This window comes from Actinomadura montaniterrae, from assembly GCF_008923365.1.
Taxonomy (GTDB): domain Bacteria; phylum Actinomycetota; class Actinomycetes; order Streptosporangiales; family Streptosporangiaceae; genus Spirillospora; species Spirillospora montaniterrae.
This window is the reverse complement of record NZ_WBMR01000087.1, coordinates 14134-35929: the sequence shown is the minus strand read 5'-3', so window position 1 is coordinate 35929 and position 21796 is coordinate 14134. Positions and strand designations below refer to the sequence as shown.

Genomic DNA, 21796 nt, shown 5'->3' with positions numbered 1-21796 from the left:
CCTCGCCGCCGCGCCCGGCACCGCCGCGCTCTCCGGCGCCCCCGCCACCGCCGCGCTCTCCGGCGCCGCGCTCGCGGGGGCCACGGTCGCGCAACCCGAAGCGGCCGAACCGGACGCCGCCCAGCCCGGCTCCCCCGGCGCGCCGGAGACCCCCGGTCAGGGGCGCAGCCGCAGCCAGGTCGGCATCGCGCTGACCAAGGTCAGCCCGAAGCCGCTGAAGGCGAACTCCACCCTCGACATCCGCGGCACGGCGCAGAACCGGTCCGGGCACGCGATCGGCGGGGTGACCGTCCGGCTGCGCTACGGCCGGCAGCCCATCACCAACCGCAGCCTGCTCGACCAGTACGCCGGGATGACCGCGAACCAGCTCCCCGTCGCCGGCAAGGCCCAGCAGATCCCGCGGGCGGACGCCTCCGGCGGGCGGCAGGACTGGCAGTTCAAGCTCCCCGTCTCGGCGCTGAACCTGGTGCCGCCGGGCGCCACGCCCGGCGTCTACCCGGTCGGCGTCGAGGTCCTCAACTCCGCGCAGCAGGTCGTCGGCGGCGTGACGACGTTCGTCACGTTCATGCCGAAGCAGACGCACTTCAAGCCCGTCGCGGTCGGCTGGGTGCTGCCCCTCGCCGACCAGCAGCACCGGGCCGGCGACTCGGTCTTCCTCGACGACCGGCTCGCCGGGGAGGTGGCCGGCACCGGACGGCTGAACGACCTCGTCGGCGCGGCGGCCGCCAACCCGAAGACCCCCGTCACCTGGGCGGTCGACCCGGCGCTCCTCGACGACGTCCAGCAGATCGCGCAGCACGACTACCACGTGCTGACGCCCGGCGCGAAGACGTCGACGAAGACGGTGAAGAAGAGCGCCGCGGCGGGCGCCTGGCTGACGGCCCTGCGCAACGCCGCGAAGGGCGACCACCGCTACTTCACGCTCCCGTACGCCGACCCCGACGCCGTCGCGCTCGCCCGCAACAAGACGACCGGGCCGATCGCGACCGCGTTCGACCCGCGCAACACCCGCGTCGCGTCCGACGTCATCGGGCGCGCGCCCGACGCGCGCTACGCGTGGCCGCCGTACGGCGTCGCCGGCCCCGACACGCTCGACGCGCTCGCCAGGTACGGCCTCAAGGGCGGCGGGTCGTTCCTGATGAGCGACCTGCAGTTCGGCGACCTGCCGGCGGGCGAGCCGGCGAACGCCGCCAGCGCGATCCAGACGGCCCACCAGGGCACCCGCAAGACGCTGATCTACGACTCGGGCCTGAACGACATCGTCAGCGCGAACTCGCGGGCGCCCGGCGGCGCGGTGCTGACCGAGCAGCGGTTCCTCGCCGAGACCGCGGTGATCGCCGGCGAGGCGCCGAACGTCCAGCGCACCCTCGTCATCGCCCCCGACCGGAACTGGAACCCCGCCCCCGGCCTGGCCGGCGACCTGCTGAAGTTCACCAAGGGCGCGAGCTGGCTGCGCGCCACCGGCCTCGACAAGATCGAGCGGACCCGCGCGCAGCCCCGCGAGCTGCGCGCCTACAACGACGAGTACCAGAAGTACGAGCTCGGCGCCGCCTACCTCGACCAGGTCGCCGCCATCGCCCGCCGCGCCGCCCGGTTCCGCGCGATCATGACGGAGCCGATCGGCATCTCCTACGAGCGGGCCCTGCTGCGCGTCCAGTCGGCGTCGTGGCGGACGAGCCCGTCCCGCGCCCGCAACGCCAGGATCGAGCTGTCGGACGAGGTGGACCACGAGATGGCGCGGGTCCGCATCGTCACGACCAAGAACCGGCGGGCGAACATGGCGGGCAGCTCCGGCAAGCTGCCCGTCACCGTCAAGAACACGCTGCACGGCCAGGCGGTCCGGGTGCGGCTGGTCGCGACGTCCGTGAACACCGCCAAGCTGCAGCTCGGCAAGCTCGACAAGGGCGAGGACGTCATCGACCTGCGGCCGGGGGAGCAGGTGCAGCGCTGGTTCCCCGCGCAGGCGGCGGGCAACGGCAACTTCGACGTCCGCCTGGAGTTGCGGGACCCGGGCTCGGGCAGGGTGTTCAGCAGCGCCACCATCACGGTCCGCACCACGGGTTACGGGCGGCTCTCCCTGCTCATCACCGGTGGCGGACTTGCCGTACTCTTCGTGGGCGTCGGAGTGCGGGCCATCAGAGCGAGGCGCCGCCGGAAAGCGGAGGCAGCCGGTGACGGGTCGACCGGAGTGGGACCAGCAGAGACCGGAGAACCGGGGAACGGATTCCCCGGTCCCGGGTTCCCCGGGTCAGGGTTCCCGGGGTCCGGCTTCCCAGGGTCCGGAGTACCGCCCGCAGGGGCCTCCGCCGCAGAGCCCTCCGCCGCAGGGTCCCCCGCCGGGCCCGCGGCAGGGCCCTCCGCAAGGCCCCCCTCCGGCGCGTCCGCCGCAGGGATATCCGGCGCGGCCGGGTTCCCCGGGGCCGCAGGGCCATCCGGTCCGGCCGGAGCAGGCGCCTCAGGGGTACCCGGCGCCGGGCCGGCAGCCCCCGTATCCCCCTCAGCCTCCCCGGCAGCCGCGCCATCAGCGGCCCCCGGCGCCCCCGCAGGTCCCGGGGCGGCCGGCGGCGCAGAACCCGCCGGGCCGCCCGGCCCCGGAGCCGACGGGACGGCCGCGCACCGCGGCGAACATCGCGGCCGAGACCGCGATTGACATCCCGCTCCCCGGCGGGGGCGGCCCCGTGGGCGAGACCGTCGTGGACGTCCCGCCCCCCGCGGACGGCGGCGGCGAGGCCGCGTCCGGCGGCGTGCTGCGCTCCGGCGCGATCATGGCGATCGGGACGCTGGTGTCCCGCGTCACCGGCTTCCTGCGCACGGCCGTCATCGTCGCCGCGCTCAGCACCGGCCTGCTCGCGAACGCCTACAACACCGCGAACACGATCCCGAACCAGATCTACGACCTGCTGCTCGGCGGCATCCTGACCAGCGTCGTCGTGCCGCTGCTGGTCCGCGCGAAGGAGCGCGACCGCACCTACGGCGAGCAGTACGAGCAGCGCGTCTTCACGCTCGCGGTCATCGGCCTCGCGGTCCTGACGGTCGTCGCGGTGATCGCGGCGCCGCTGTTCATCGACGTCCTCGCGGGCAGCTACAAGGGCGACCAGCGGCACATCGCGGTCATGTTCGCCCGGTTCTTCCTGCCGCAGATCTTCTTCTACGGCGTCGGCGCGTTCGCCGGCGCGATCCTCAACACCCGCAACAGCTTCGCCGCCCCGATGTGGGCGCCGATCCTGAACAACATCGTCGTGATCGGCGTCGGCGGCGTGTTCCTGGCGATGGCGTCCGGCAAGGTCGACCCGTCGAGCATCTCCGACACCGAGTTCCTGGTGCTGGCCGCCGGCACGACCGGCGGCATCGTGCTGCAGACGGTCGCGCTGTGGCCGTCGCTGCGCCGCGTCGGGTTCCGCTGGCGGCCCCGGCTGGACTTCCGGCGCGGCGAGGTCGGCCAGGTCGGCCGGATGGCGGGCTGGACGCTGCTGTACGTCGTCGCCACGCAGGCCGGGCTCGCCGTCGTCACCGCCCTCGCCAACCGGGCCGGCGACCTCGGCCACGCCAAGGGCCTCGGCGACGGCTACGGGTACACCCCGTACTTCACCGCCTACCAGATGTTCCAGCTGCCGTACGCGATCGTCGGCGTCTCGGTGATCACCGCGCTGCTGCCCCGGATGAGCCGGTTCGCCGCCGAGGGGAAGGTCGCCGACGTGCGGTCGGCGTTCTCCAGCGGGCTGCGCCTCTCCTCGGTGATCATCATGCCGGCGGCGGCGCTGATGCTGGTGCTCGGCCCGGAGATCACCACCGTGCTGTTCGCGCACGGCAACACGCACGCCTCCGACGCGCTGGTGATCGCCCGCGTCATGCAGATGTTCGCGATCGCGCTGGTGCCGTTCTCCACCTACCAGCTGATGCTGCGGGTCTTCTACTCCTTCGGCGACACCCGGACGCCCGCGCTGATCGGCGTGGTCTCCGTCACGGCCAACATCATCCTGGCGTTCGCCGCGTACAACCTGCTCAGCGTCAAGTGGATCGTGGTCGGCATGGCCGGCGGCTACGCCGTCACCAACGCCGTCGGCACCTTCGTGTGCTGGCTCGTGCTGCGCCGCAAGCTCGGCGGCATGGACGGCCGCCGCATCATCGGCGGCCACCTGAAGCTGCTGGTCGCGATCTGGCCGCTGATCGGGTTCGCGTACGCGGTGCACGCCGTCGCCGACGCCGCGCTCGGCACCGACACGCTGGGCCCCGCGCTGATCACGCTGGTCGTGGGCGCGGGCGGCGGCGGGCTGCTGTACCTGGTGTTCGCGAAGCTGCTGCGGGTCGACGAGGTCCAGGCGACGATCGCCACGTTCGCGCGCAGGTTGCCGGGCGGACGCCGGTAAGTCGTGGCAAAGTGAGGGGGACGCGCCCGGATCACGCCGCCATTCCCGTGTTCGAACCACTACCATGTGGGGGACTACGGCTTGCGGGCTGACACCCTGGGGAACGCAAAGAGGAGGGTCGGAGGCGTAAGCTGCCACGCCACGAACATGGGATCTGACCACCTGCGCAGGACGTTGCCGTGAGCACGTCAGTGATCGAACCCGGCACGCGTCTCGCCGGCCGCTACCGGCTCGAGGAGCGCATCAGCGACTCGGGCGGGTCCTCGCTCTGGAAGGCCATCGACGAGATCCTGGCCAGGGCCGTCGCCGTCCGCACCTTCGACCCCGAGTTCCCCCGCGTCGGCGAGGCGGTCACCTCCGCCCGCGCCGCCAGCCGCCTCACCGACCCCCGCGTCACCCAGGTCTTCGACGCCGACGACAGCGGCGAGAGCGCCTACGTCGTCAGCGAGTGGGTGGCGGGCGAGACGCTGGAGCAGATGCTCGCCAAGGCCCCCCTCGAACCGGGCCGCGCCGCGACCCTGCTCTACGAGGCCGCCGAGGCGATCTCCGCCGCGCACGCGGCCGGGCTCGCGCACCTCTGCCTGTCCCCGCGCGACCTGGTCTGGACGACCGGCGGCACCGTCAAGCTGCTCGGCGTCGCCACCGACGCCGTGCTCCGCGACCGCTACTCCGACGAGCCCGCCGCCGAGGACGTCCGCGGCCTCGGCCGGATGCTGTACGCGGCGCTCACCGCGCACTGGCCCGGCGACGAGGACGGCTCCGGCCTGCCCGCCGCGCCCGCGGGCGACGACGGCGTCCCGCAGGCGCCCCGGCAGGTGCAGGCGGGCATCTCGCACGCGATCGACGCGATCGTCTGCCGCTGCCTCGGCATCGGCGCGGCCGAGCCGATCACCGAGCCCGCCGAGCTGGCGAAGGCGCTGCGCGGCGTGCCGCGCACCCCGCTGCCGCTGTTCGCGGGCCTCGGCACCGCCGCGCCGTCCCCGCGTCCGGCGGCGCCGAAGCGTCCCGCGACGCCGTCGACGGCCGCGACGACGCAGCCGCACCAGCCCCCCGTGCAGGACCCGACCCGTCCCGCCCAGCCTCAGGACGCGCGCGGCCCGGGAAGGCGCGGGCGCGGTGCGCACGCCCAGCACGGCCAGCACGCGCAGCAGCACGCCCAGCCGGCGCCGTCCGGGCAGGTCCCGCCGCCGCGCGGCCGGTACGACACGCCCCCGCCGGCGCCTCCGGGCAACGCCACGACGGTCGCGGCGCACGCCCGCAAGCCCGCCAACCGGGCGCTGCTCGGCATCGCCGCCGCCGCGCTCACCGTCATCGTCGGCCTCGGCGCCTGGGCGCTGTCCGGCGGCGGCTCCGACGGCGACAAGGGCGCCGCGGGCAAGAAGACCGACCAGGGCCAGAAGAGCCAGCCGCCCAAGCCCGCGACGGTGAAGCTGAAGATCCAGGACGCGTCCGCCACCCAGAGCCCGGCCGACCAGCACCCCGACGGGACCAGCCGGAAGAACCCCTCGGCGGTCATCGACGGCGATCCCGGCACGGTGTGGGAGACCCAGACCTACACGTCCGAGCAGTTCGGCAACTACCTCAAGGCCCTCGGCGTCACGCTGACCCTGGGCACTCCGGCCAAGGTGTCGACCATCAAGGTCAGCTGCCCGGTGTCCGGCGGCACCCTCCAGGTCAGGATCGGCAGCTCGCGCGCCCCGGGCGCCATGAAGGCGATCGGCGAGCAGTCCTGCAGCCGCGGCGAGCTGACCTTCGCGGCGAACCCGGCCGTACAGGGCCAGTACGTGCTGGTCTGGTTCACCCGGCTGCCCGCCGGCCTCAAGGGCAAGCTCAACGAGATCTCCGTCAACGGGACGGCCGGCTGACCGCGCCGCGCGCGGGCCGGCGCCGGCCGTGTCCGCGGGCGGCCCGGAGCGCCGCGACCTGTGACGTGAGCTGCCCGTTGTCTGTATCGTGCCTGTGAGCATCCATGTCCCCTCGCCCCCAGGAAACCGTGGTGACCACCCGAGCAGCCGCCGCCGGTCGCAGCCGCCCGGCACCGGCAGGGCGGCCCGTACGAGAAAGCGGTCGCTCATGACGTCGGTGAGCATGCGTCGAGTCGACGAGGTCCCCGACAAGGAGCTCCTCGCCCGGCACGCCCAGGGGGACCCGCACGCCTTCGCGGAGCTGGTGCACCGGCACCGGGACCGGATGTGGGCGGTCGCGCTGCGCACCCTCGGCGACCCGGAGGAGGCCGCCGACGCCCTGCAGGACGCCTGCCTGTCGGCGTTCCGCGCCGCCGGCCGGTTCCGCGGCGACGCCGCCGTCACCACCTGGCTGCACCGGATCGTGGTGAACGCCTGCCTCGACCGGATCCGCCGCAAGTCCGTCCGCCCGGCCACCCCGATGGGCGACGACGCGACCTTCGACGCCGTCGCGCCGAAGATGCCCGACCCGACCGACGCGCACGGCGTGTCGCTGGACGTCCGCACCGCCCTGGAGCAGCTGCCGTTCGAGCAGCGCGCCGCGCTCGTGCTGGTCGACATGATGGGCTACTCCGTCGACGACGCCGCCGAGGTGATGGAGGTCCCGCCCGGGACGATCAAGAGCCGGTGCGCGCGGGGCCGCGCGCGGCTCGCGCCACTTCTGACCCACCACCGGAACCGACGCGACTCCAAAAACGTCGGAGGTGTGGAAGGAGGTGGCATGCCCAAGTGAACCCCGCACATCTTGACTACGACATCCTGGCCGACCTGGCCGAAGGACTGCTCGAAGACGACCAGGCCGCCTCCGTCAACGCGCACCTCGAATCCTGCGCCGAGTGCCGGGACCGCTCCGCCGACCTTGCGGACGTCTCCCGGATCCTGGCGGAGGCGCCCGCGCCGTCCATGCCGCCCGAGCTGGCCGAGCGCATCGACACCGCCATCGCGGCGGAGTCGATGCACAACGCCACCGTGGTGAGCATGGAGCAGCGGCGCGGAAGGCGGCATTGGCGGATACTGTCCGCCGCGGCGGCGACGATCGTCGTCCTCGGCGGCGGAGCGACGGTCGGCAAGATCGCGCTGGACGGATCGGACGGCAGCGGCAGCCAGGCGTCGACCCCGCCGCAGGGCGACAACGCGCGGCGCCTGTCGGCCGGCGCGGCGCCGCACGGGGCCGCGCCGTCGGAGTCCGCGCTGGCCGCGGGTGCCTTCAAGGTCACCCGCAGCGGCACCGAGTACCGGGCCGGCGAGATCTCCGGCCAGATCGGCCGGCTGCTCGGCAAGGGGCAGGAGCTGCGGCTCCAGGGCGTCCCGCCGACCGCGCAGATGTCCGGCTGCGTCACCGGCGTCGCCCACGGCCGCACGCCCGCGCTGGTCGACCAGGCCAGGTACGACGGGCGGGCCGCGACGGTGATAGCGCTTCCGGGCGACCGGGACGGCAGCTGGGACGTCTGGGTCGTCGGCCCGGACTGCAGCGCGCAGGACCCGCACGTGCTCGAGCACGAGCCGGCCTGACCCGCCCGTCCGAGCGGAGTCCGGGGGGCGGCTTGGGGACCCGCCCCCGCGGCGCCTGGGATCAGCGGCGCCGTTTCTTGGCGGGAAGCGACCGCGCGTAGGAGACGCCGCGGGCCACCCACCGCCCGACGTCCCCGGCCTCGTCGGCGGCGTCGGCGTCGACGTGCAGCCAGCCGTGCATCTCCCGGCCGCCCATGACCATCGGGCGCACCCGGTCGCCGTCCTCCAGCTCCGCGGCGTCCCGCGGGTCCGTCCGGACCAGCAGGCCGCCCTGCCTGCTCGCGGCGACCGCCATGTTCCCGCCGACGAGGAAGGCCAGCCCGCCGAACATCGGCCGCTCGGTGACGCCTTCCTCGCCGGCCGTCAGCTCGCGGACGAGCTCGGCGAGATCCCGGTCATATGCCATGGCCGGATTATGCTCCGGGCCCCCGACGGTTTACCGCCGCTACCGCCGCTACCGCCCGCTACAGCGACGCCAGGAAGTCGAGGGCGATCGTCCAGGCGCGCTCGGCGGCCTCCGGCTCGTAGTCGGCCAGGTCCGGGTCGGTGAACAGGTGCCCGGCGCCGCGGTAGCGGAAGACCTCCACGTCCGCGCCCGCCTTGCGCATCCGCAGGTACCAGGCGTTCAGCCAGTCGACCGGCTCGTAGGTGTCGGGGTCGGCGACGTGCAGCTGCACCGGGATCTCGGTGGACGCGTCGTCGGGCAGGTCGGACGTCCCGTGCATCAGCAGCAGGCCGCGCGCCGCGTCGTCGCCGAGGGCCAGGTTCTGCGCGATCGACCCGCCGAGCGAGAACCCCGCGTACACGAGGCCCTCCCCGCCCAGCAGCGGCGCCGCCGCCGCGACCGCCCGGCGCAGCAGCTCGTCCCGGCCGATCTCCTCCTTGATCTCGACGCCCTCGTCCGGCGTGTCGACGACCCGGCCGCCGTACAGGTCGGGGACGGTCACGTCGTGCCCCGCGGCGCGGAGCCGGTCCGCCGCCTGGTGTACGGCGGGACGCAGCCCGTACATCGAGTGGAGAAGCAGAATGCGTGCCATGGTCACCACCCTATGGCCGTCCCGACCGGCCCACGGGCCGTCCGGGCGGCGGTCCGGGAGGGGTCGGCGGCGCATTGCGGGGCAGGTCACGGGACGGGCCGCGCGTGCCGGGAATCCCCTGGCCCTAGGATCGGTTGACGCGACTGGCAGGCCGTGCGGTGAGGCCACCGAAGGCCAAGAGGAGAGGCGCACAACAGTGAGCGACGTCCGTAACGTCATCATCATCGGCTCGGGCCCCGCGGGCTACACGGCCGCGATCTACGCGGCCCGCGGCGACCTGAAGCCGCTGCTGTTCGAGGGGTCGGTGACCGCCGGCGGCGCGCTGATGAACACCACCGACGTGGAGAACTTCCCCGGCTTCCCCGACGGCGTCATGGGCCCCGACCTGATGGACAACCTGCGCAAGCAGGCCGAGCGGTTCGGCGCCGAGCTGGTCACCGACGACGTCACCGAGGTCGACCTCGCCGCCGACCCGAAGGTCGTCAAGGTCGGTGACGAGACGTACCTGGCCAAGTCGGTCATCGTCGCGACCGGGTCCGGGTACCGCGAGCTCGGCCTGCCGGACGAGAAGCGGCTCTCCGGACGCGGCGTCTCCTGGTGCGCCACCTGCGACGGCTTCTTCTTCCGCGAGCAGGACATCGCCGTCGTCGGCGGCGGCGACACCGCGATGGAGGAGGCGATCTTCCTGACCAAGTTCGCCCGCTCCGTCACCGTGATCCACCGCCGGAGCGAGCTGCGCGCCTCCAAGATCATGCAGGACCGGGCGTTCGCCAACGACAAGATCCGCTTCCTGTGGGACAGCGAGGTCGTGAAGATCGACGGCGAGGACCGCGTCACCGGCGTGCAGGTCCGCAACGTCACGACCGGCGAGCAGAGCCCGCTGGAGATCACCGGCCTGTTCATCGCGATCGGCCACGACCCGCGCAGCGAGCTGTTCACCGGCCAGCTCGAGACCGACGCCGACGGCTACCTCCTCGTGGACGCCCCGACCACCCGGACGAAGATTCCCGGCGTGTTCGCCTGTGGCGACGTGGTCGACCACATCTACCGTCAAGCCATCACCGCGGCCGGCAGCGGCTGCTCGGCGGCCATCGACGCCGAGCGCTGGCTCCAGGACCAGGACGCCGCGGAGACCGTCCCGCAGGCCTGACCGGGGCCCGCGGACGACCCGACCGCACGGCCCGCACACCCGGTCCGGCGCCCGTGACCCGCGCCGGACCCGCTCACCGAAGGAGACACCATGAAAGCCGTGACCGACGCCGACTTCGCCTCCGAGGTCCTGGACAGCGACAAGCCCGTCCTGGTCGACTTCTGGGCCGAGTGGTGCGGCCCGTGCCGGATGGTGGCGCCGATCCTGGAGGAGATCTCCCAGACGCACGGCGACAAGCTCGACATCGTCAAGCTGAACATCGACGAGAACCCGCAGGTACCGGCCCAGTACGGCGTCATGCAGATCCCGACGATGAACGTCTACAAGAACGGCGAGGTCGTCAAGCAGATCATGGGCGCCAAGCCGAAGGCGGCCCTGCTGCGCGACCTCGCCGAGTTCATCTGACCGGTACCGCACACGAACCCGCTCCCGCCTCCCGCGGTGGCGCGTAGGAGAACGGCCCGCATCCCGTCCGACGGGATGCGGGCCGTTTCGTTTGTTCCGTAGGCGCGCGCAGTGTGTGCTCGAGGGGCCGTCCGTGTGTGCGCGGCGCGGGGCTGTGCGCGCGCGGGGCGCTCAGACGGTCTCAGACGGGACGCAGCGCGCCCTCCGGGGTCATGGAGCCCAGCAGCCGTTCCAGGGCGACCTCGACGTCCTCACGCCACGACAGGGCCGACTTCAGCTCCAGCCGCAGCCGCGGGTACCGGTGGTGCGGGCGGATCGTCTTGAACCCGACCGACAGCAGGTAGTCGGCCGGCACCATGCAGCCGCCCTCCTCGTCCTTCAGGTCCCCGAACGCCTCGATCGCCTTCACCGCCCGCCGCGTCAGGTCCTTCGCGACGCCCTGGACGAGCATCCGGCCGAGCCCGCCGCCCGCGAACTCCGGCAGGATGTGCGCCGTCATCAGCAGCACCGCGTCCGCGCTCACCGGGCTCGTCGGGAACGCCACCGACCGCGGCACGTACAGCGGCGGCGCGAACATCACGAACCCCGCCGGCACGTCGTCCACGTACGCGATCTTGCCGCAGGAGCCCCACTCCAGCAGCGTGGAGGAGATCCACGCCTCCTTCTCCAGCGCCGCGCCGCCGCTCGCCTCCGCCCGGTCGCGGCTCACCGGATCCAGCTCCCAGAACACGCAGCCGCGGCAGCGGTGCGGGAGATCGTCCAGATTGTCCAGCGTGATGTTGACGAGACGACGCGACACCGGGCCGGCACCCCCTGCTGGCATCCTCGTCCGCCGGGCGAAACCCCCGGCACCGCCGGGACCTTCGGGGCGGAACGCCCACTTGCGCGGAAGTTCCCGGCAACAAACCGGGATCCTCGGGCATCGTATCGGACGGGGGACGAGCGGCCGGGCGGCGCGCCAGGTGCGGGAACCGCCGGATCCGCGAGGTGCGGGGTTCGCCCGATCCCCCCGGAGCCGATGCCGTAACTTTGCGGTCAAGCCAGCCCCACCGGAGGTGCCTCGTGGAACAGCACTCGCGAACCGATGCCTACACCGACCGCTACGCCGCCCGCGCCGCCGGCATGGTGCCGTCGGAGATCCGGGCTCTGTTCGCGATGGTCGCCCGCCCCGAGGTCGTCTCCCTCGCCGGCGGCGCGCCCTACGTGTCCGCGCTGCCCCTCGACGCCGTCGGCACCATGATCGGCGAGCTCGTCGCCGGCAAGGGCGCCGAGGTCCTCCAGTACGGCTCCGCGCAGGGCGACGAGACCCTCCGCGAACTCATCTGCGAGGTCATGGCGCTCGAAGGCGTCCAGGGCTCCGCCGACGACGTCGTCGTCACCGTCGGCGCCCAGCAGGCCCTCGACCTCATCACCAAGATCTTCGTCGACCCCGGTGACGTCGTCCTCGCCGAGGCCCCCTCCTACGTCGGCGCGCTCGGCACCTTCGCCGCGTACCAGGCCGACGTCGTGCACGTCCCCCTCGACGAGGGCGGCCTGATCCCGTCCGCGCTCCGCGAGACCCTCGACCGGCTCCGCCGCGAGGGCCGCCGCGTCAAGTTCCTCTACACCGTCCCCACGTTCCAGAACCCCGCCGGCGTCACCCTCACCACCGCCCGCCGCGCCCAGATCCTGGAGATCTGCGCCGAACACGACGTCCTGATCGTCGAGGACAACCCGTACGGCCTCCTCGGCTTCGAAGGCGAGCCGATGCGGGCGCTGCGCGCCGACGACCCCGACCGCGTCATCTACCTCGGCTCGTTCTCCAAGACGATCGCGTCCGGCCTCCGCGTCGGCTGGGTCCTCGCGCCCCACGCCGTCCGCGCCAAGCTCGTCCTCGCCGCCGAGTCCGCGATCCTCTGCCCGTCGAACTTCTCCCAGCTCGCCGTCCGCGAGTACCTGCTGACGCAGCCCTGGCGCGAGCAGATCAAGGCGTTCCGCGAGATGTACCGCGAGCGCCGCGACGCCATGCTCGACGCCCTCGACCAGCTCATGCCGGACGGCTGCACCTGGACGCGCCCCGCCGGCGGCTTCTTCGTCTGGGTCACCCTCCCCGAGGGCCTCGACGCCAAGGCGATGGCGCCCCGCGCGATCGCCGACCGCGTCGCCTACGTCCCCGGCACCGGCTTCTACGCCGACGGCGGCGGCCGCCGCAACATGCGCCTCTCGTACTGCTTCCCCGAACCGCACCGCATCCGCGAAGGCGTCCGCCGCCTCGCCGCGGTGGTGGAGAAGGAGATCAGGCTGCGGGACACTTTCGGGGGAGTCGAGCACGACGGCCCCGGCGGTGTCCACACCCCGGGCCCGGGCATCGTCTAGCGGATACCACCCGGTTTCGCGTAACCGCGCCGGCTCCCCCATGCTGGGAGCCGGCGCGTTTTCGTAGCCGCTCCTACCGCCAGAAGGGCACCTGCTGTGGAACTCGGGCACGTCGTCGTCCTCGCCGGGGGACTGTCCTACGAGCGAGAGGTCTCGCTCCGCTCCGGACGCCGCGTCACCGACGCGCTGCGCGCCCTCGACATCCCGGTCGAGCTGCGCGACGCCGACGCCACCCTCCTGGACTCCCTCGCCGACGACCCGCCGGACGCCGTGTTCCCCGTCCTGCACGGCGCCGCGGGGGAGGACGGCTCGATCCGCGACGTCCTCGACCTCCTCGACGTCCGCTACGTCGGCGCCCGCGCCGACGCCTGCCGCGTCGCCTGGGACAAGCCGACCGCCAAGTCCGTCGTGCGCCAGGCCGGCCTGCGCACCCCCGACTCCGTCGCCCTCCCCAAGGAGGTCTTCCACGACCTCGGCGCCGCGTCCGTCCTCGACCAGATCATCCGCGGGCTCGGCCTCCCCCTGTTCGTCAAGCCCACCCGCGGCGGCTCCGCGCTCGGCGCGTCCGTCGTACACGAGCCGTCCGAGCTCTCCGCCGCCATGGTCGGCTGCTTCGCCTACGGCGACGCCGCCCTCGTCGAGCGCTACATCGAGGGCACCGAGATCGCCGTCAGCGTCATCGAGCGCCACGGCCACCCCCAGGCGCTCCCCGCCGTCGAGATCGTCGCGCCAGACGGCCGCTACGACTACACCGCCCGCTACGACGCCGGCGACACCGAGTTCGTCACCCCCGCCCGCCTCGCCCCCGACGCCGCCGAGCGCGCCACCGCCGCCGCCGTCACCGCCCACCGCGCCCTTGGCCTCCGCGACCTCTCCCGCACCGACCTCATCGTCGACCCCGACGGCGAGGTCCACTTCCTCGAAATGAACGTCGCGCCCGGCATGACCGAGACGAGCCTCCTCCCCCGCGCCGTCAGCAACGCCGGCCTCGACCTCGGCGAGGTCTGCCGCGACCTCCTCCTCGCCCAGTTCGCCTGACCCGATGTTTCACGGGAAACCCTCACGCCTCCCAACCCCGCCCCAACGTTTCCCGTGAAACATCCCCACCCCCGCCGCACCAACAGCCGGCCCCAGCAACCCCCACCGGAGCCCACGCCCGCTGGGCAACGAAAAGACTCGCCCCACCACACCCAACGGTCGAGCCAACACCCACCCAAACGCCGCCCCGCATCAACAAGCGACCTCACCTCACGCCTTAGTCGCGCACGCAGACAGCAAGACTCAGCGCGGCAAGAAGCACAGAACCACCGCCGCCCCGGCATACGGCGTCACACATCGTGCGCCTCAAAATCCGTGCCACCCACAGGCCAACCCGACGCCCAGCGAGTGCCGATACAGGGGGAGCCTTGTGGCGTCCAGCAGCTCGTCACACACCGCACCATGCGGGGAGGGCCGCCAGTCGTGCGGCGGTCGCTCATGAACGAGTCCCCTGGGCAGCGTTCTGGGGGATGTAGGCGACGGTGTCGGCAGTGTGTTCACGGCCGGGCGCGACGACTGAGTTCGGGGCGTGCCCCAGGGGCGCTGGCTGATGCGAACGACCAAGCTGGCTGATGCGGCGACGGCACCGCTCTGCGCCTCCACGCCGGCGCGCGGCAGGCAGCCGCCGATCACTCGACGGCCTACACGAAACGACACTAGCGATCGGCGCCCAACGGGCGCCTCAGCCGGTGACCGCCCGGCGGCGCGAGGCGCGGGCGAGCATCGACGCGGTCTGTGACCTCTGCGGCGCGGTGGCGGGATGGTCAGCGCAAGGCAGGGGATGGGCGCGGATCGCCCGCACGCCTCATGAGGAGCCTTGCGATCACCCACAAGTCGACCAGCGCGCCGAAGCCTCCCAGTAAGACTCATCGGCGCGAGCCGCGTGCCCGAGGGCATGTTTCACGGGAAACATCGCCGGGGCGGCAGTAGTCGTGTGCCGGTGCGAGTGCTCCAGGCGGAAGCTCGCGAGGGCCGACGGGGTAGATCGCTGGCTGGGGGCGTGGCCCGAGGCGAGGGGGACGGCGAGTGAGCCGCCTGGCGGGCGGATGTTTCACGGGAAACATCGGGGCCGGGAAAGCGAAGCGCCCCGGAAGGTTTCCGGGGCGCTGGAGGCAGAAAAGAGCGGGAAGCCTACGGCTCGTCGGGGCCGTCGTCGGGCGCCATCGACTTGATGATGCGGTCGAGGTCTTCGAGGGTGGCGAACTCGACCACGATCTTGCCCTTGTTGCGGCCCATGTCGACGCGGACCTTGGTCTCGTAGCGGTCGGAGAGGCGGTCGGCGAGCTCCTGGAGTCCAGGGGCGACGGGCTTCTTGCGGCGGCCCTGGCGCGGAGCCTTCGGGGTGTCGTCCACCTCGCGGAGCGCGATCATCTCCTCGACCGCGCGGACGGAGAGGCCCTCCTGGACGATCCGCTGCGCCATGTGCTCCTGCGCCTCGACGCTGTCGAGGGAGAGGAGCGCCCGGGCGTGGCCCGCCGAGAGCACGCCGGCGGCGACGCGGCGCTGGACGGCGGGTGGCAGGTTCAGCAGGCGGAGCGTGTTGGTGATGTGCGGGCGGGACCGGCCGATCCGGGTGGCGAGCTGCTCGTGGGTGGCGCCGAAGTCCTGCAGCAGCTGCTGGTAGGCGGCCGCCTCCTCCAGCGGGTTCAGCTGCTGGCGGTGCAGGTTCTCCATGAGGGCGTCACGGAGCAGATCGTTGTCGCCGGTGTCGCGGACGATCGCGGGGATGACGTCCAGCCCGGCCATCTGGGAGGCGCGCAGCCGGCGCTCACCCATGATCAGCTCGTAGTCGTGCTCGCCGGACTCGGCCCGCCGTACGACGATGGGCTGCAGGAGCCCGACGATGCCGATGGACTCGGCGAGCTCCTCGAGCGCCTGCTCGTCGAAGTGCTCGCGCGGCTGGCGCGGGTTGGGGGTGATGGACGTGACGGGCAGCTCGGCGAAGTGCGCTCCGGCGACCGGCTGGACGTCCGGGGTCGCGGCGCCGTCCTGGCCGGTGCCGTTCGGGCCGCCGGGGAAGCCCGGCCCGCCCAGGGCGCCGGTTCCGCCCGCGCCGGACGGATCGTCCGCCGACGGCGGGGGCGGGGCGGTGGGGATGAGGGCGCCGAGCCCCTTGCCCAGACCGCGTCGCTGCTGGCTCACTTCCTCGCCCCTCCATGGGCCATTTCCGAGGCCGCCTCGCTGTAGGCGAGGGCGCCGCTGGAACCCGGGTCGTACGTCATGACGGACTGCCCGTAGCTCGGCGCCTCGGAGACGCGGACGCTGCGGGGGATCACCGTGTTGAGGACGACGTCGCCGAAGTGGTTGCGGACGTCGTCCGCGACCTGCGCGGCGAGCCGCGTCCGGGCGTCGTACATGGTGAGCAGGATGGTGGACACCCTGAGCTTCTGGTTGAGGTGCGCCTTGACGAGGTCGACGGTGCGGATGAGCTGCCCGAGGCCCTCCAGCGCGTAGTACTCGCACTGGATCGGGATGAGCAGCTCGTCGCCGCCGACGAGGGCGTTGACGGTGAGCAGGCCGAGCGACGGCGGGCAGTCGATCAGCACGTAGTCGAACTTGTCGGTGTCGTAGGCGTCGAGCGCGCGGCGCAGCCGGGACTCGCGGGCGACCTTGGAGACGAGTTCGATCTCGGCGCCGGCGAGGTTGAGCGTCGCGGGCGCGCAGTACAGGTTCGGGATCTCGGGTGCGGCGACGACGATGTCGGCGAGCGCCATGTCCTCGATGAGGACGTCGTAGATGGACGGGATCTCGGCGTGGTGTTCGACGCCGAGGGCGGTGGACGCGTTGCCCTGCGGGTCGAGGTCGACGACGAGCACCTGCGCGCCGTGCATGGCGAGCGACGCGGCGAGGTTGACCGAGCTGGTGGTCTTGCCGACGCCGCCCTTCTGGTTGGCGATGGTGATGATGCGGCAGCGGTCGGGCCGCGGCCATTCGCGTTCCCTGCGGCCGGACATCGCCTTGAGGGCGGTGACCGCTGTTTCATGTGAAACCTTGGCGTCCTTGAGCGCCTCGCGCACGAGTTCTGACTCCCCCTGAGATGGTCCCTGGCGCGGACCCGCCTGCTGAGTGCCGGCGCTGGTCGGCACATAGCCGACGTTCTCCGCGGTACCGGACGTCGTGTTACCCCACATTGCGTGCCCGGAGGGCGCGGCCGCCGGCGGTGTCGCGGCACCGGCGTCCCCCCGCGTCCCCTCGTCGGCCTGCGCGGCCTGGCCCCCGGCGGTCTCCCGCGCGGGCTCCGCGGCGCCGGTCCCGCCCGGGCCGGGCGGCTGTTCGTCGGGGGATTCGTCGGCGCGGTCAGGCCGTCCCAGTCCTGGTCCCGTGCTCATGAAGACCTCTTCCTCGACCTTCCAGCGCGTCGGGGCGCGCTCTGTCGTCGCCCGGCCGCTGCACTCCGGTCCGCCGGCCTGCCGGCGACCACACGGACAAGCGTTGTCGGCGGGTCGACCATACCGCGCCCGACTTGGAGCAGTTCGGTCTCCCGCACCCCGAAACGCTGCAGAACGGGCTCGGCCTCGTCGAGTTCGGCCGCGGCCCGCTCGCCTTTCAGCGCGAGCAGTTCACCGCCGGGGCGCAGCAGCGGCAGCGCCCACTTGGCGAGACGTTCGAGGGGGGCCACCGCGCGCGCCGTCGCCACATCCACCGAGAACTCCTTGGTGACGTCCTCGGCCCGGGCGCGGCGGACCTCGACGTTCCGCAGGTCGAGCATCTCGACGCACTCGTCTAGGAACGTGGTCCGCCGGAGCAGCGGTTCGAGCAGCGTGATCCGCAGGTCGGGCCGGACGATCGCGAGGACGACGCCGGGCAGCCCGGCGCCGGATCCGATGTCGACGACCTGGGCGTCCGCCGGGATCGCCTCGGCCACCACCGCGCAGTTGATCAGGTGGCGTTCCCACAGCCGGTCGGCCTCGCGCGGGCCGATCAGCCCGCGTTCGACGCCCGCGTCGGCGAGGAACGCCGCGTAGCGTTCCGCGACCGGCAGTGTTTCCCCGAAAACCTCGCGTGCAATCCCCACCGTACGAATCGTTCCATAAAACGGCGTGGCGGCGTACACACGCAACGTCCGCGGAGACAACCGCATGACGCTTTTGCGGGGTGGAGCCCGCCGGGGAGGGGCCGCTCCTTGCGATATGGCAAGAACCACATGTCCTGCCGCATATTCGGCGACCGCCGGGTAGAGGGACGGTGTCGCCCCCTTGGAAGGAGCTCCGAGTCATGGGAATCGGAGTCAGTCTCGCGTTCATCGCCATCGGAGCGATCCTCGCGTTCGCCCTCCGCGTGGATCTCGCCGGCGTCGACATCCATCTCGTCGGCTGGATCCTGATCGTGGTCGGGGCGGTGAGCATGGCCTTCACCCTCAAATACACCCGTCCGCGCCGGCAGGCCGGCCGGGTCGTCGGAGCAGACCCCGCATACGGGGACGAGCCGGGCACCGTGGTCCGGGAGGAGCACATCATCGAAGATCCGCCCCCGGCGGGACGTCCTGCCGAGCGGGTCGAACGCGTCGTCGAGCACCCCGCGGACGAAGGGGCGGCGCCGCACGGGCATGTGGCCCAGGACCCCGCATTCGCACAGGATCCGTCGCGCGCCCAGGACCCGGCCGAGGAGAACAACCCGGCCGTCGATTCCGATCCCGTCGACCCGCTCCATGATCCCGCGCCTCGCGAGCGGAGCGTGTACGGACGGACACCGCGCGGACGCCGCTGATCGCGCACCGTTCGGCGGCGCCGCCGCTGCCACCGCCTCGGACTCGTCCGACCGATGGACCAACTCATAGACCAACCCGGTGTGCTTTGGGCGGCGGTGCACACCGGGTCCCAGGGGCCCCGCGCCGGTCAGGGCGCGGGGCCCCGCCCCGTCCACACGCACCCGGTTTCCCCGGCTGTGGATAACAACCCGCTTTATCCACAGGGCCCGCCGTCAGCCGAACGGCACCGGATCGAGTCGAGCACCCCACCAAACCGCCTTAGCCTGCGGCGATGAGCCACCGTCCACCGCTCGGAGAGACGCCTTCCAGGCGGGGAGATCCTGGGGAGGAACCGCACTCACAGCGCGAGTTATCCACAGAACCGTGTTCTGGTTCTCTGGAGGGTGGCGAGCCTTGACCATGGAGGTAGCGGGTCCGCCCCCGGGCGGGAGGGGCCTCTCTTTCAGGCAGCAAACTAGGCAGCGAACTCGCAGCGGATCACCCGGCCCCGGCCATGGGCCGGGCATGCGAACGGCCCCCGCCATGGGGCGGGCATGCGAACGGCCCCGGCGGTCAGGTGCTGCCGGGGCCGTTCGGTGGACTGGCTGTCGGTCGGGGAATCCGTAACCCGCCGGGCGGAGGGACGTCAGGACGGGTGGACGACCACGTAGCGGTCGGGCTCCTCGCCCTCGGACTCGCTGCGCAGGCCGGCCGCCGCCACCGCGTCGTGGACGATCTTGCGCTCGAACGGGGTCATCGGCGCGAGCGGCTTGGACTCGCCGCTCTGCTTCACCTCGTCGGCGACGTCGGTGCCGAGCTTGGTCAGCTCGGCGCGGCGGCGCTCGCGGTAGCCGCCGATGTCGAGCATCAGCCGGGTGCGGTTGCCGGTCTGCCGGTGCACGGCCAGCCGGGTCAGCTCCTGCAGTGCCTCCAGGACCTCGCCGCGCTTGCCGACCAGCTCGTCCAGCGATCCGCCGACCACCGCGACGATGGCGCGCTCGCCCTCGACGTCCATGTCGATGTCGCCGTCGTAGTCACCGATGTCCAGCAGGCCCTCGATGTAGTCGGCGGCGATCTCGCCTTCCTGCTCGAGGGCCTGGACGTCGACCTCGGTGGTGTCGGTCTGGCTCAACGGGGTCTCCTTCTTCGGCGAGGACAGGGGTCCAAACTAGCGCTTCTGGCTGCCGCTGCGCTTGCTGCGCGACTTGCGGGTCGGCTGGTTGCGGACGACCTTCGGCTTGGTGTCCTCCGGCTCGGGCGCGGGCTCCGGCTCCTTCTTGAGCTTGGCCCTGATCCCGGACGGCGCCTGGCCGTTCTTCCCGGCGGCGGCCTTGCTCCCGGCGCTCTTGGAACCCGCGGCCTTCGAGCCCGCGGCCTTCGTGCCGGCGGTCTTGCCGCCCGCCGTGGTCTTCGCGGTGGCGGTGTCGTCCGCCTTCTCGCCGGGCGGAGGGAACCGCTTGTAGATGTAGTGCTGCTGCGCGAGCGTCCAGCTGTTCGACGTCACCCAGTACATGAGGACGCCCAGCGGGAAGCCGAGGCCGAACAGGCCGAACAGCGGCGCGAGGAAGACCATCATCTTCTGCGCCTGCATCATCGGGTTGGCGTCGGCCGCCGCGGCGGGCTGGCGCTTCATGCTGGCCCGGACGGTGAAGAACGTCGTGCAGGAGCTGATCACCACGGCGATGCCGGTGACGACGATCGCGCTCCAGGTCTTGTCGCTCCAGGCGTTCAGGAAGGTGTCGGGGATGTGCGCGCCGAAGATGTTGGCGTGCTGGGCGCTCTGCACCAGGTCCGCCGACATCGCGAACACGCCGTGCCCCGGCTTGGCGTCCGAGATCCGCTTGAGGGTCTGGAACAGGCCGATGAAGACCGGCATCTGCACGACCAGGGGAAGGCAGCCCGACAGCGGGTTCGCGCCGTTCTCCTGGTAGAGCTTCATGACCTCCTGGTTGAGGCGCTGCTTGTCGTTCTTGTACTTCTTGCGCAGCGCCTGAACCTTCGGGTTCAGCTCCTGCATCTTCCGTGAGGCGTGGATCTGCTTCACGAACAGCGGGACGAGGATGAGCCGCAGCATGACGGTCAGCAGGATGATCGAGCCGCCCCACGCCCATCCGCTGTCCTTGGGGAAGACGACACTCAGCCCCGCGTGAATCCACACGATGAGCTGAGAGACGATCTGGTATAGCCAGTCAAGCACCGGGCAGCTCCTTGGGCTCTGCTAGGGCGGGGCCGCTCTCCTTGCGGCCGGAGTTCGAAGAAGCCGCCTTCGCCTTCGCGGTCGGCGTCTTCTTCGGCGGCACCGGGTCGTAGCCGCCGGGGTGGAACGGGTGGCACCGCGCGATCCGGCGGACCGTCAGCCATGTGCCGCGCGCCGCCCCGTGCACCTGGAGGGCCTTGAGGCCGTAGGTGCTGCAGGACGGGGTGAAGCGGCACTGCTGCCCGAGCAGGGGACTCAAGAAGCGGCGGTAGGCGCGGACGAGAAGGATCAACACCGCGGCGACCGGACCAGGGGTGGTCGCCGGGCGCTGGTCGGTGAACGGTTCCCCGTGCCGGTTCCTCATCTCCGCCCCTTGGACGCGGGCCGCAGCAGCCGGTCGAGCGCCGACTCCAGATCCGCGGCCAGCTCGTCTGGGCGCGCCTCGCCCGCGCGGGGGTTGGCGCGCACTACGAGCAGGCTACCCGGTGGAAGCCGGTCCACGTGCCCGCGCGCGAGGTGCCGGAGCCGGCGCCGCACCGCGTTGCGGGTGACGGCGTTGCCGACGTTGCGCGCCACGATGAACCCGACCAGTGCCGGGCCGGCGGCGTCCGCGTCCCCTTCCCCGCGGAGCAGGTGGACGACGACGTTAGGCCGTCCGGCGCGTCGCCCGCGCCGGACGGCCAACGAGAAGTCGTCCCGCCGCCGCATCCGGTGCCCGGACGGCAGCATGAGAGGGGTCGGTCAGACCGCGACGCGGGCGCGGCCCTTGCCGCGCCGCGAGGAGAGGATGGCGCGCCCGGCGCGCGTGCGCATCCGCAGCCGGAAGCCGTGCTTCTTGTGGCGGCGGCGGTTGTTCGGCTGGAATGTACGCTTGCTCACTTTGAGGCTCCAGTGCTGCGGTCGGTTCGACTAGAAAGGCGCGATAGCTCGCATCGAGGGCCCGCGTTCGGTCCCCCGCAGCGGGGGCCCACCCGTGCCGTCCGGACGGACGACCGGCGGGCACGCGTCACCTCCGTCGATGCGACTCGACCTCAGCACGTTACGGGCTACCCGGCCGCCGGGTCAAACGGATCACCGGCCCCAG

Annotated in this window: 21 protein-coding genes; 10 read left to right on the top strand and 11 right to left on the bottom strand. The window is 72.4% G+C overall.

All coding sequences use genetic code 11. From position 1 onward, the window contains the following. The 5 genes from F9B16_RS51205 to F9B16_RS26570 form a co-directional block, all read left to right on the top strand. Nucleotides 1-2650: DUF6049 family protein (locus F9B16_RS51205; protein ID WP_192809009.1), on the top strand; the 2650-nt coding region annotated here is incomplete at its 5' end. Nucleotides 2651-2678: 28 nt separating this feature from the next. After that, nucleotides 2679-4367 carry a murein biosynthesis integral membrane protein MurJ gene (murJ, locus tag F9B16_RS26585; protein ID WP_225991964.1) on the top strand — a complete coding sequence of 563 codons (1689 nt, stop codon included), beginning with the start codon at nucleotides 2679-2681 and terminating at the stop codon, nucleotides 4365-4367. 179 nt (nucleotides 4368-4546) lie between these two features. Next, nucleotides 4547-6232, top strand: coding sequence for a protein kinase family protein (locus F9B16_RS26580; protein WP_192809008.1), 1686 nt, complete (start codon nucleotides 4547-4549; stop codon nucleotides 6230-6232). A 208-nt stretch (nucleotides 6233-6440) separates the two neighbouring features. Continuing rightward, complete coding sequence (sigM, locus tag F9B16_RS26575) at nucleotides 6441-7064, top strand: RNA polymerase sigma factor SigM (RefSeq protein WP_190857618.1); 624 nt, start codon at nucleotides 6441-6443, stop codon at nucleotides 7062-7064. Beyond that, nucleotides 7061-7843, top strand: a complete 783-nt coding sequence (locus F9B16_RS26570) for an anti-sigma factor family protein (RefSeq protein ID WP_151542884.1) — start codon at nucleotides 7061-7063, stop codon at nucleotides 7841-7843. Before sigM ends, F9B16_RS26570 begins: the two co-directional genes overlap by 4 nt. A gap of 61 nt (nucleotides 7844-7904) precedes the next feature. On the opposite strand, the gene F9B16_RS26565 is transcribed toward F9B16_RS26570, so the two are convergent. Continuing rightward, nucleotides 7905-8249: a TfoX/Sxy family protein gene (locus tag F9B16_RS26565; RefSeq protein ID WP_151542882.1), complete on the bottom strand. Its 345-nt coding sequence runs from the start codon at nucleotides 8247-8249 to the stop codon at nucleotides 7905-7907. Between the two features lie 58 nt (nucleotides 8250-8307). Then, nucleotides 8308-8880: a dienelactone hydrolase family protein gene (locus F9B16_RS26560; protein ID WP_151542880.1), complete on the bottom strand. Its 573-nt coding sequence runs from the start codon at nucleotides 8878-8880 to the stop codon at nucleotides 8308-8310. 196 nt (nucleotides 8881-9076) lie between these two features. Here F9B16_RS26560 and trxB point away from each other — a divergent pair, with 196 nt between their 5' ends. After that, nucleotides 9077-10030 (top strand): thioredoxin-disulfide reductase, encoded by a 954-nt coding sequence (gene trxB, locus F9B16_RS26555; RefSeq protein WP_151542878.1) that lies wholly within the window; start codon nucleotides 9077-9079, stop codon nucleotides 10028-10030. Nucleotides 10031-10120: 90 nt separating this feature from the next. Next, nucleotides 10121-10435, top strand: coding sequence for a thioredoxin (trxA, locus tag F9B16_RS26550; protein WP_151542876.1), 315 nt, complete (start codon nucleotides 10121-10123; stop codon nucleotides 10433-10435). Between the two features lie 181 nt (nucleotides 10436-10616). Here trxA and F9B16_RS26545 read toward each other — a convergent pair whose 3' ends face one another. After that, nucleotides 10617-11234: a GNAT family N-acetyltransferase gene (locus F9B16_RS26545; protein ID WP_151542874.1), complete on the bottom strand. Its 618-nt coding sequence runs from the start codon at nucleotides 11232-11234 to the stop codon at nucleotides 10617-10619. Nucleotides 11235-11557: 323 nt separating this feature from the next. On the opposite strand from F9B16_RS26545, the gene F9B16_RS26540 reads away from it, so the two are divergent. Both F9B16_RS26540 and F9B16_RS26535 read left to right on the top strand, forming a co-directional pair. After that, nucleotides 11558-12790, top strand: a complete 1233-nt coding sequence (locus tag F9B16_RS26540) for an aminotransferase-like domain-containing protein (RefSeq protein WP_151542894.1) — start codon at nucleotides 11558-11560, stop codon at nucleotides 12788-12790. Nucleotides 12791-12886: 96 nt separating this feature from the next. Next, nucleotides 12887-13828: a D-alanine--D-alanine ligase family protein gene (locus tag F9B16_RS26535; protein ID WP_151542872.1), complete on the top strand. Its 942-nt coding sequence runs from the start codon at nucleotides 12887-12889 to the stop codon at nucleotides 13826-13828. Between the two features lie 1131 nt (nucleotides 13829-14959). Here the strand turns inward: F9B16_RS26535 and F9B16_RS26530 are convergent. The 3 genes from F9B16_RS26530 to rsmG all read right to left on the bottom strand — a co-directional run bounded on the left by F9B16_RS26530 (nucleotide 14960) and on the right by rsmG (nucleotide 17843). Then, nucleotides 14960-15970, bottom strand: coding sequence for a ParB/RepB/Spo0J family partition protein (locus F9B16_RS26530; RefSeq protein WP_151542870.1), 1011 nt, complete (start codon nucleotides 15968-15970; stop codon nucleotides 14960-14962). After that, nucleotides 15967-16845, bottom strand: a complete 879-nt coding sequence (locus tag F9B16_RS26525; protein ID WP_318839258.1) for a ParA family protein — start codon at nucleotides 16843-16845, stop codon at nucleotides 15967-15969. The genes F9B16_RS26530 and F9B16_RS26525 overlap by 4 nt, the downstream gene beginning before the upstream one ends. Before the next feature lie 308 nt (nucleotides 16846-17153). Next, on the bottom strand, nucleotides 17154-17843 hold the full coding sequence (gene rsmG, locus F9B16_RS26520; protein ID WP_151542891.1) for a 16S rRNA (guanine(527)-N(7))-methyltransferase RsmG: 690 nt from the start codon (nucleotides 17841-17843) through the stop codon (nucleotides 17154-17156). A 200-nt stretch (nucleotides 17844-18043) separates the two neighbouring features. Here rsmG and F9B16_RS51200 point away from each other — a divergent pair, with 200 nt between their 5' ends. Beyond that, the gene (locus tag F9B16_RS51200) at nucleotides 18044-18535 is read left to right on the top strand and encodes a DUF6458 family protein (protein WP_192809006.1); all 492 of its coding nucleotides are present in this window, start codon (nucleotides 18044-18046) and stop codon (nucleotides 18533-18535) included. A gap of 626 nt (nucleotides 18536-19161) precedes the next feature. Here the strand turns inward: F9B16_RS51200 and F9B16_RS26510 are convergent. From F9B16_RS26510 to rpmH, 5 genes are read right to left on the bottom strand one after another with little or no spacing between them, the layout of a single operon-like run. Further along, on the bottom strand, nucleotides 19162-19647 hold the full coding sequence (locus F9B16_RS26510; RefSeq protein ID WP_151542869.1) for a Jag family protein: 486 nt from the start codon (nucleotides 19645-19647) through the stop codon (nucleotides 19162-19164). A 36-nt stretch (nucleotides 19648-19683) separates the two neighbouring features. Beyond that, nucleotides 19684-20712, bottom strand: coding sequence for a membrane protein insertase YidC (gene yidC / locus F9B16_RS26505; protein ID WP_151542867.1), 1029 nt, complete (start codon nucleotides 20710-20712; stop codon nucleotides 19684-19686). Further along, nucleotides 20705-21076, bottom strand: a complete 372-nt coding sequence (gene yidD, locus F9B16_RS26500) for a membrane protein insertion efficiency factor YidD (protein WP_151542865.1) — start codon at nucleotides 21074-21076, stop codon at nucleotides 20705-20707. The genes yidC and yidD overlap by 8 nt, the downstream gene beginning before the upstream one ends. After that, complete coding sequence (rnpA, locus tag F9B16_RS26495; RefSeq protein ID WP_151542864.1) at nucleotides 21073-21441, bottom strand: ribonuclease P protein component; 369 nt, start codon at nucleotides 21439-21441, stop codon at nucleotides 21073-21075. Before rnpA ends, yidD begins: the two co-directional genes overlap by 4 nt. A 12-nt stretch (nucleotides 21442-21453) precedes the next feature. Beyond that, entirely contained in the window at nucleotides 21454-21591 is a 138-nt protein-coding gene (gene rpmH, locus F9B16_RS26490; RefSeq protein ID WP_151542862.1) for a 50S ribosomal protein L34, read from the bottom strand. Nucleotides 21592-21796 lie beyond the last annotated feature (205 nt).

What these genes read in the sequence shown, in the direction of transcription:
- F9B16_RS26540 (WP_151542894.1), top strand. Translation starts at nt 11,558, where the DNA reads ATGGTGCCGTCGGAGATCCGGGCTCTGTTCGCGATGGTCGCCCGCCCC.
- F9B16_RS26565 (WP_151542882.1), bottom strand. Translation starts at nt 8,249, where the DNA reads ATGGCATATGACCGGGATCTCGCCGAGCTCGTCCGCGAGCTGACGGCC.
- sigM (WP_190857618.1), top strand. Translation starts at nt 6,441, where the DNA reads ATGACGTCGGTGAGCATGCGTCGAGTCGACGAGGTCCCCGACAAGGAG.
- yidD (WP_151542865.1), bottom strand. Translation starts at nt 21,076, where the DNA reads ATGAGGAACCGGCACGGGGAACCGTTCACCGACCAGCGCCCGGCGACC.
- F9B16_RS26560 (WP_151542880.1), bottom strand. Translation starts at nt 8,880, where the DNA reads ATGGCACGCATTCTGCTTCTCCACTCGATGTACGGGCTGCGTCCCGCC.
- rnpA (WP_151542864.1), bottom strand. Translation starts at nt 21,441, where the DNA reads ATGCTGCCGTCCGGGCACCGGATGCGGCGGCGGGACGACTTCTCGTTG.
- F9B16_RS51200 (WP_192809006.1), top strand. Translation starts at nt 18,044, where the DNA reads ATGGGAATCGGAGTCAGTCTCGCGTTCATCGCCATCGGAGCGATCCTC.
- trxA (WP_151542876.1), top strand. Translation starts at nt 10,121, where the DNA reads ATGAAAGCCGTGACCGACGCCGACTTCGCCTCCGAGGTCCTGGACAGC.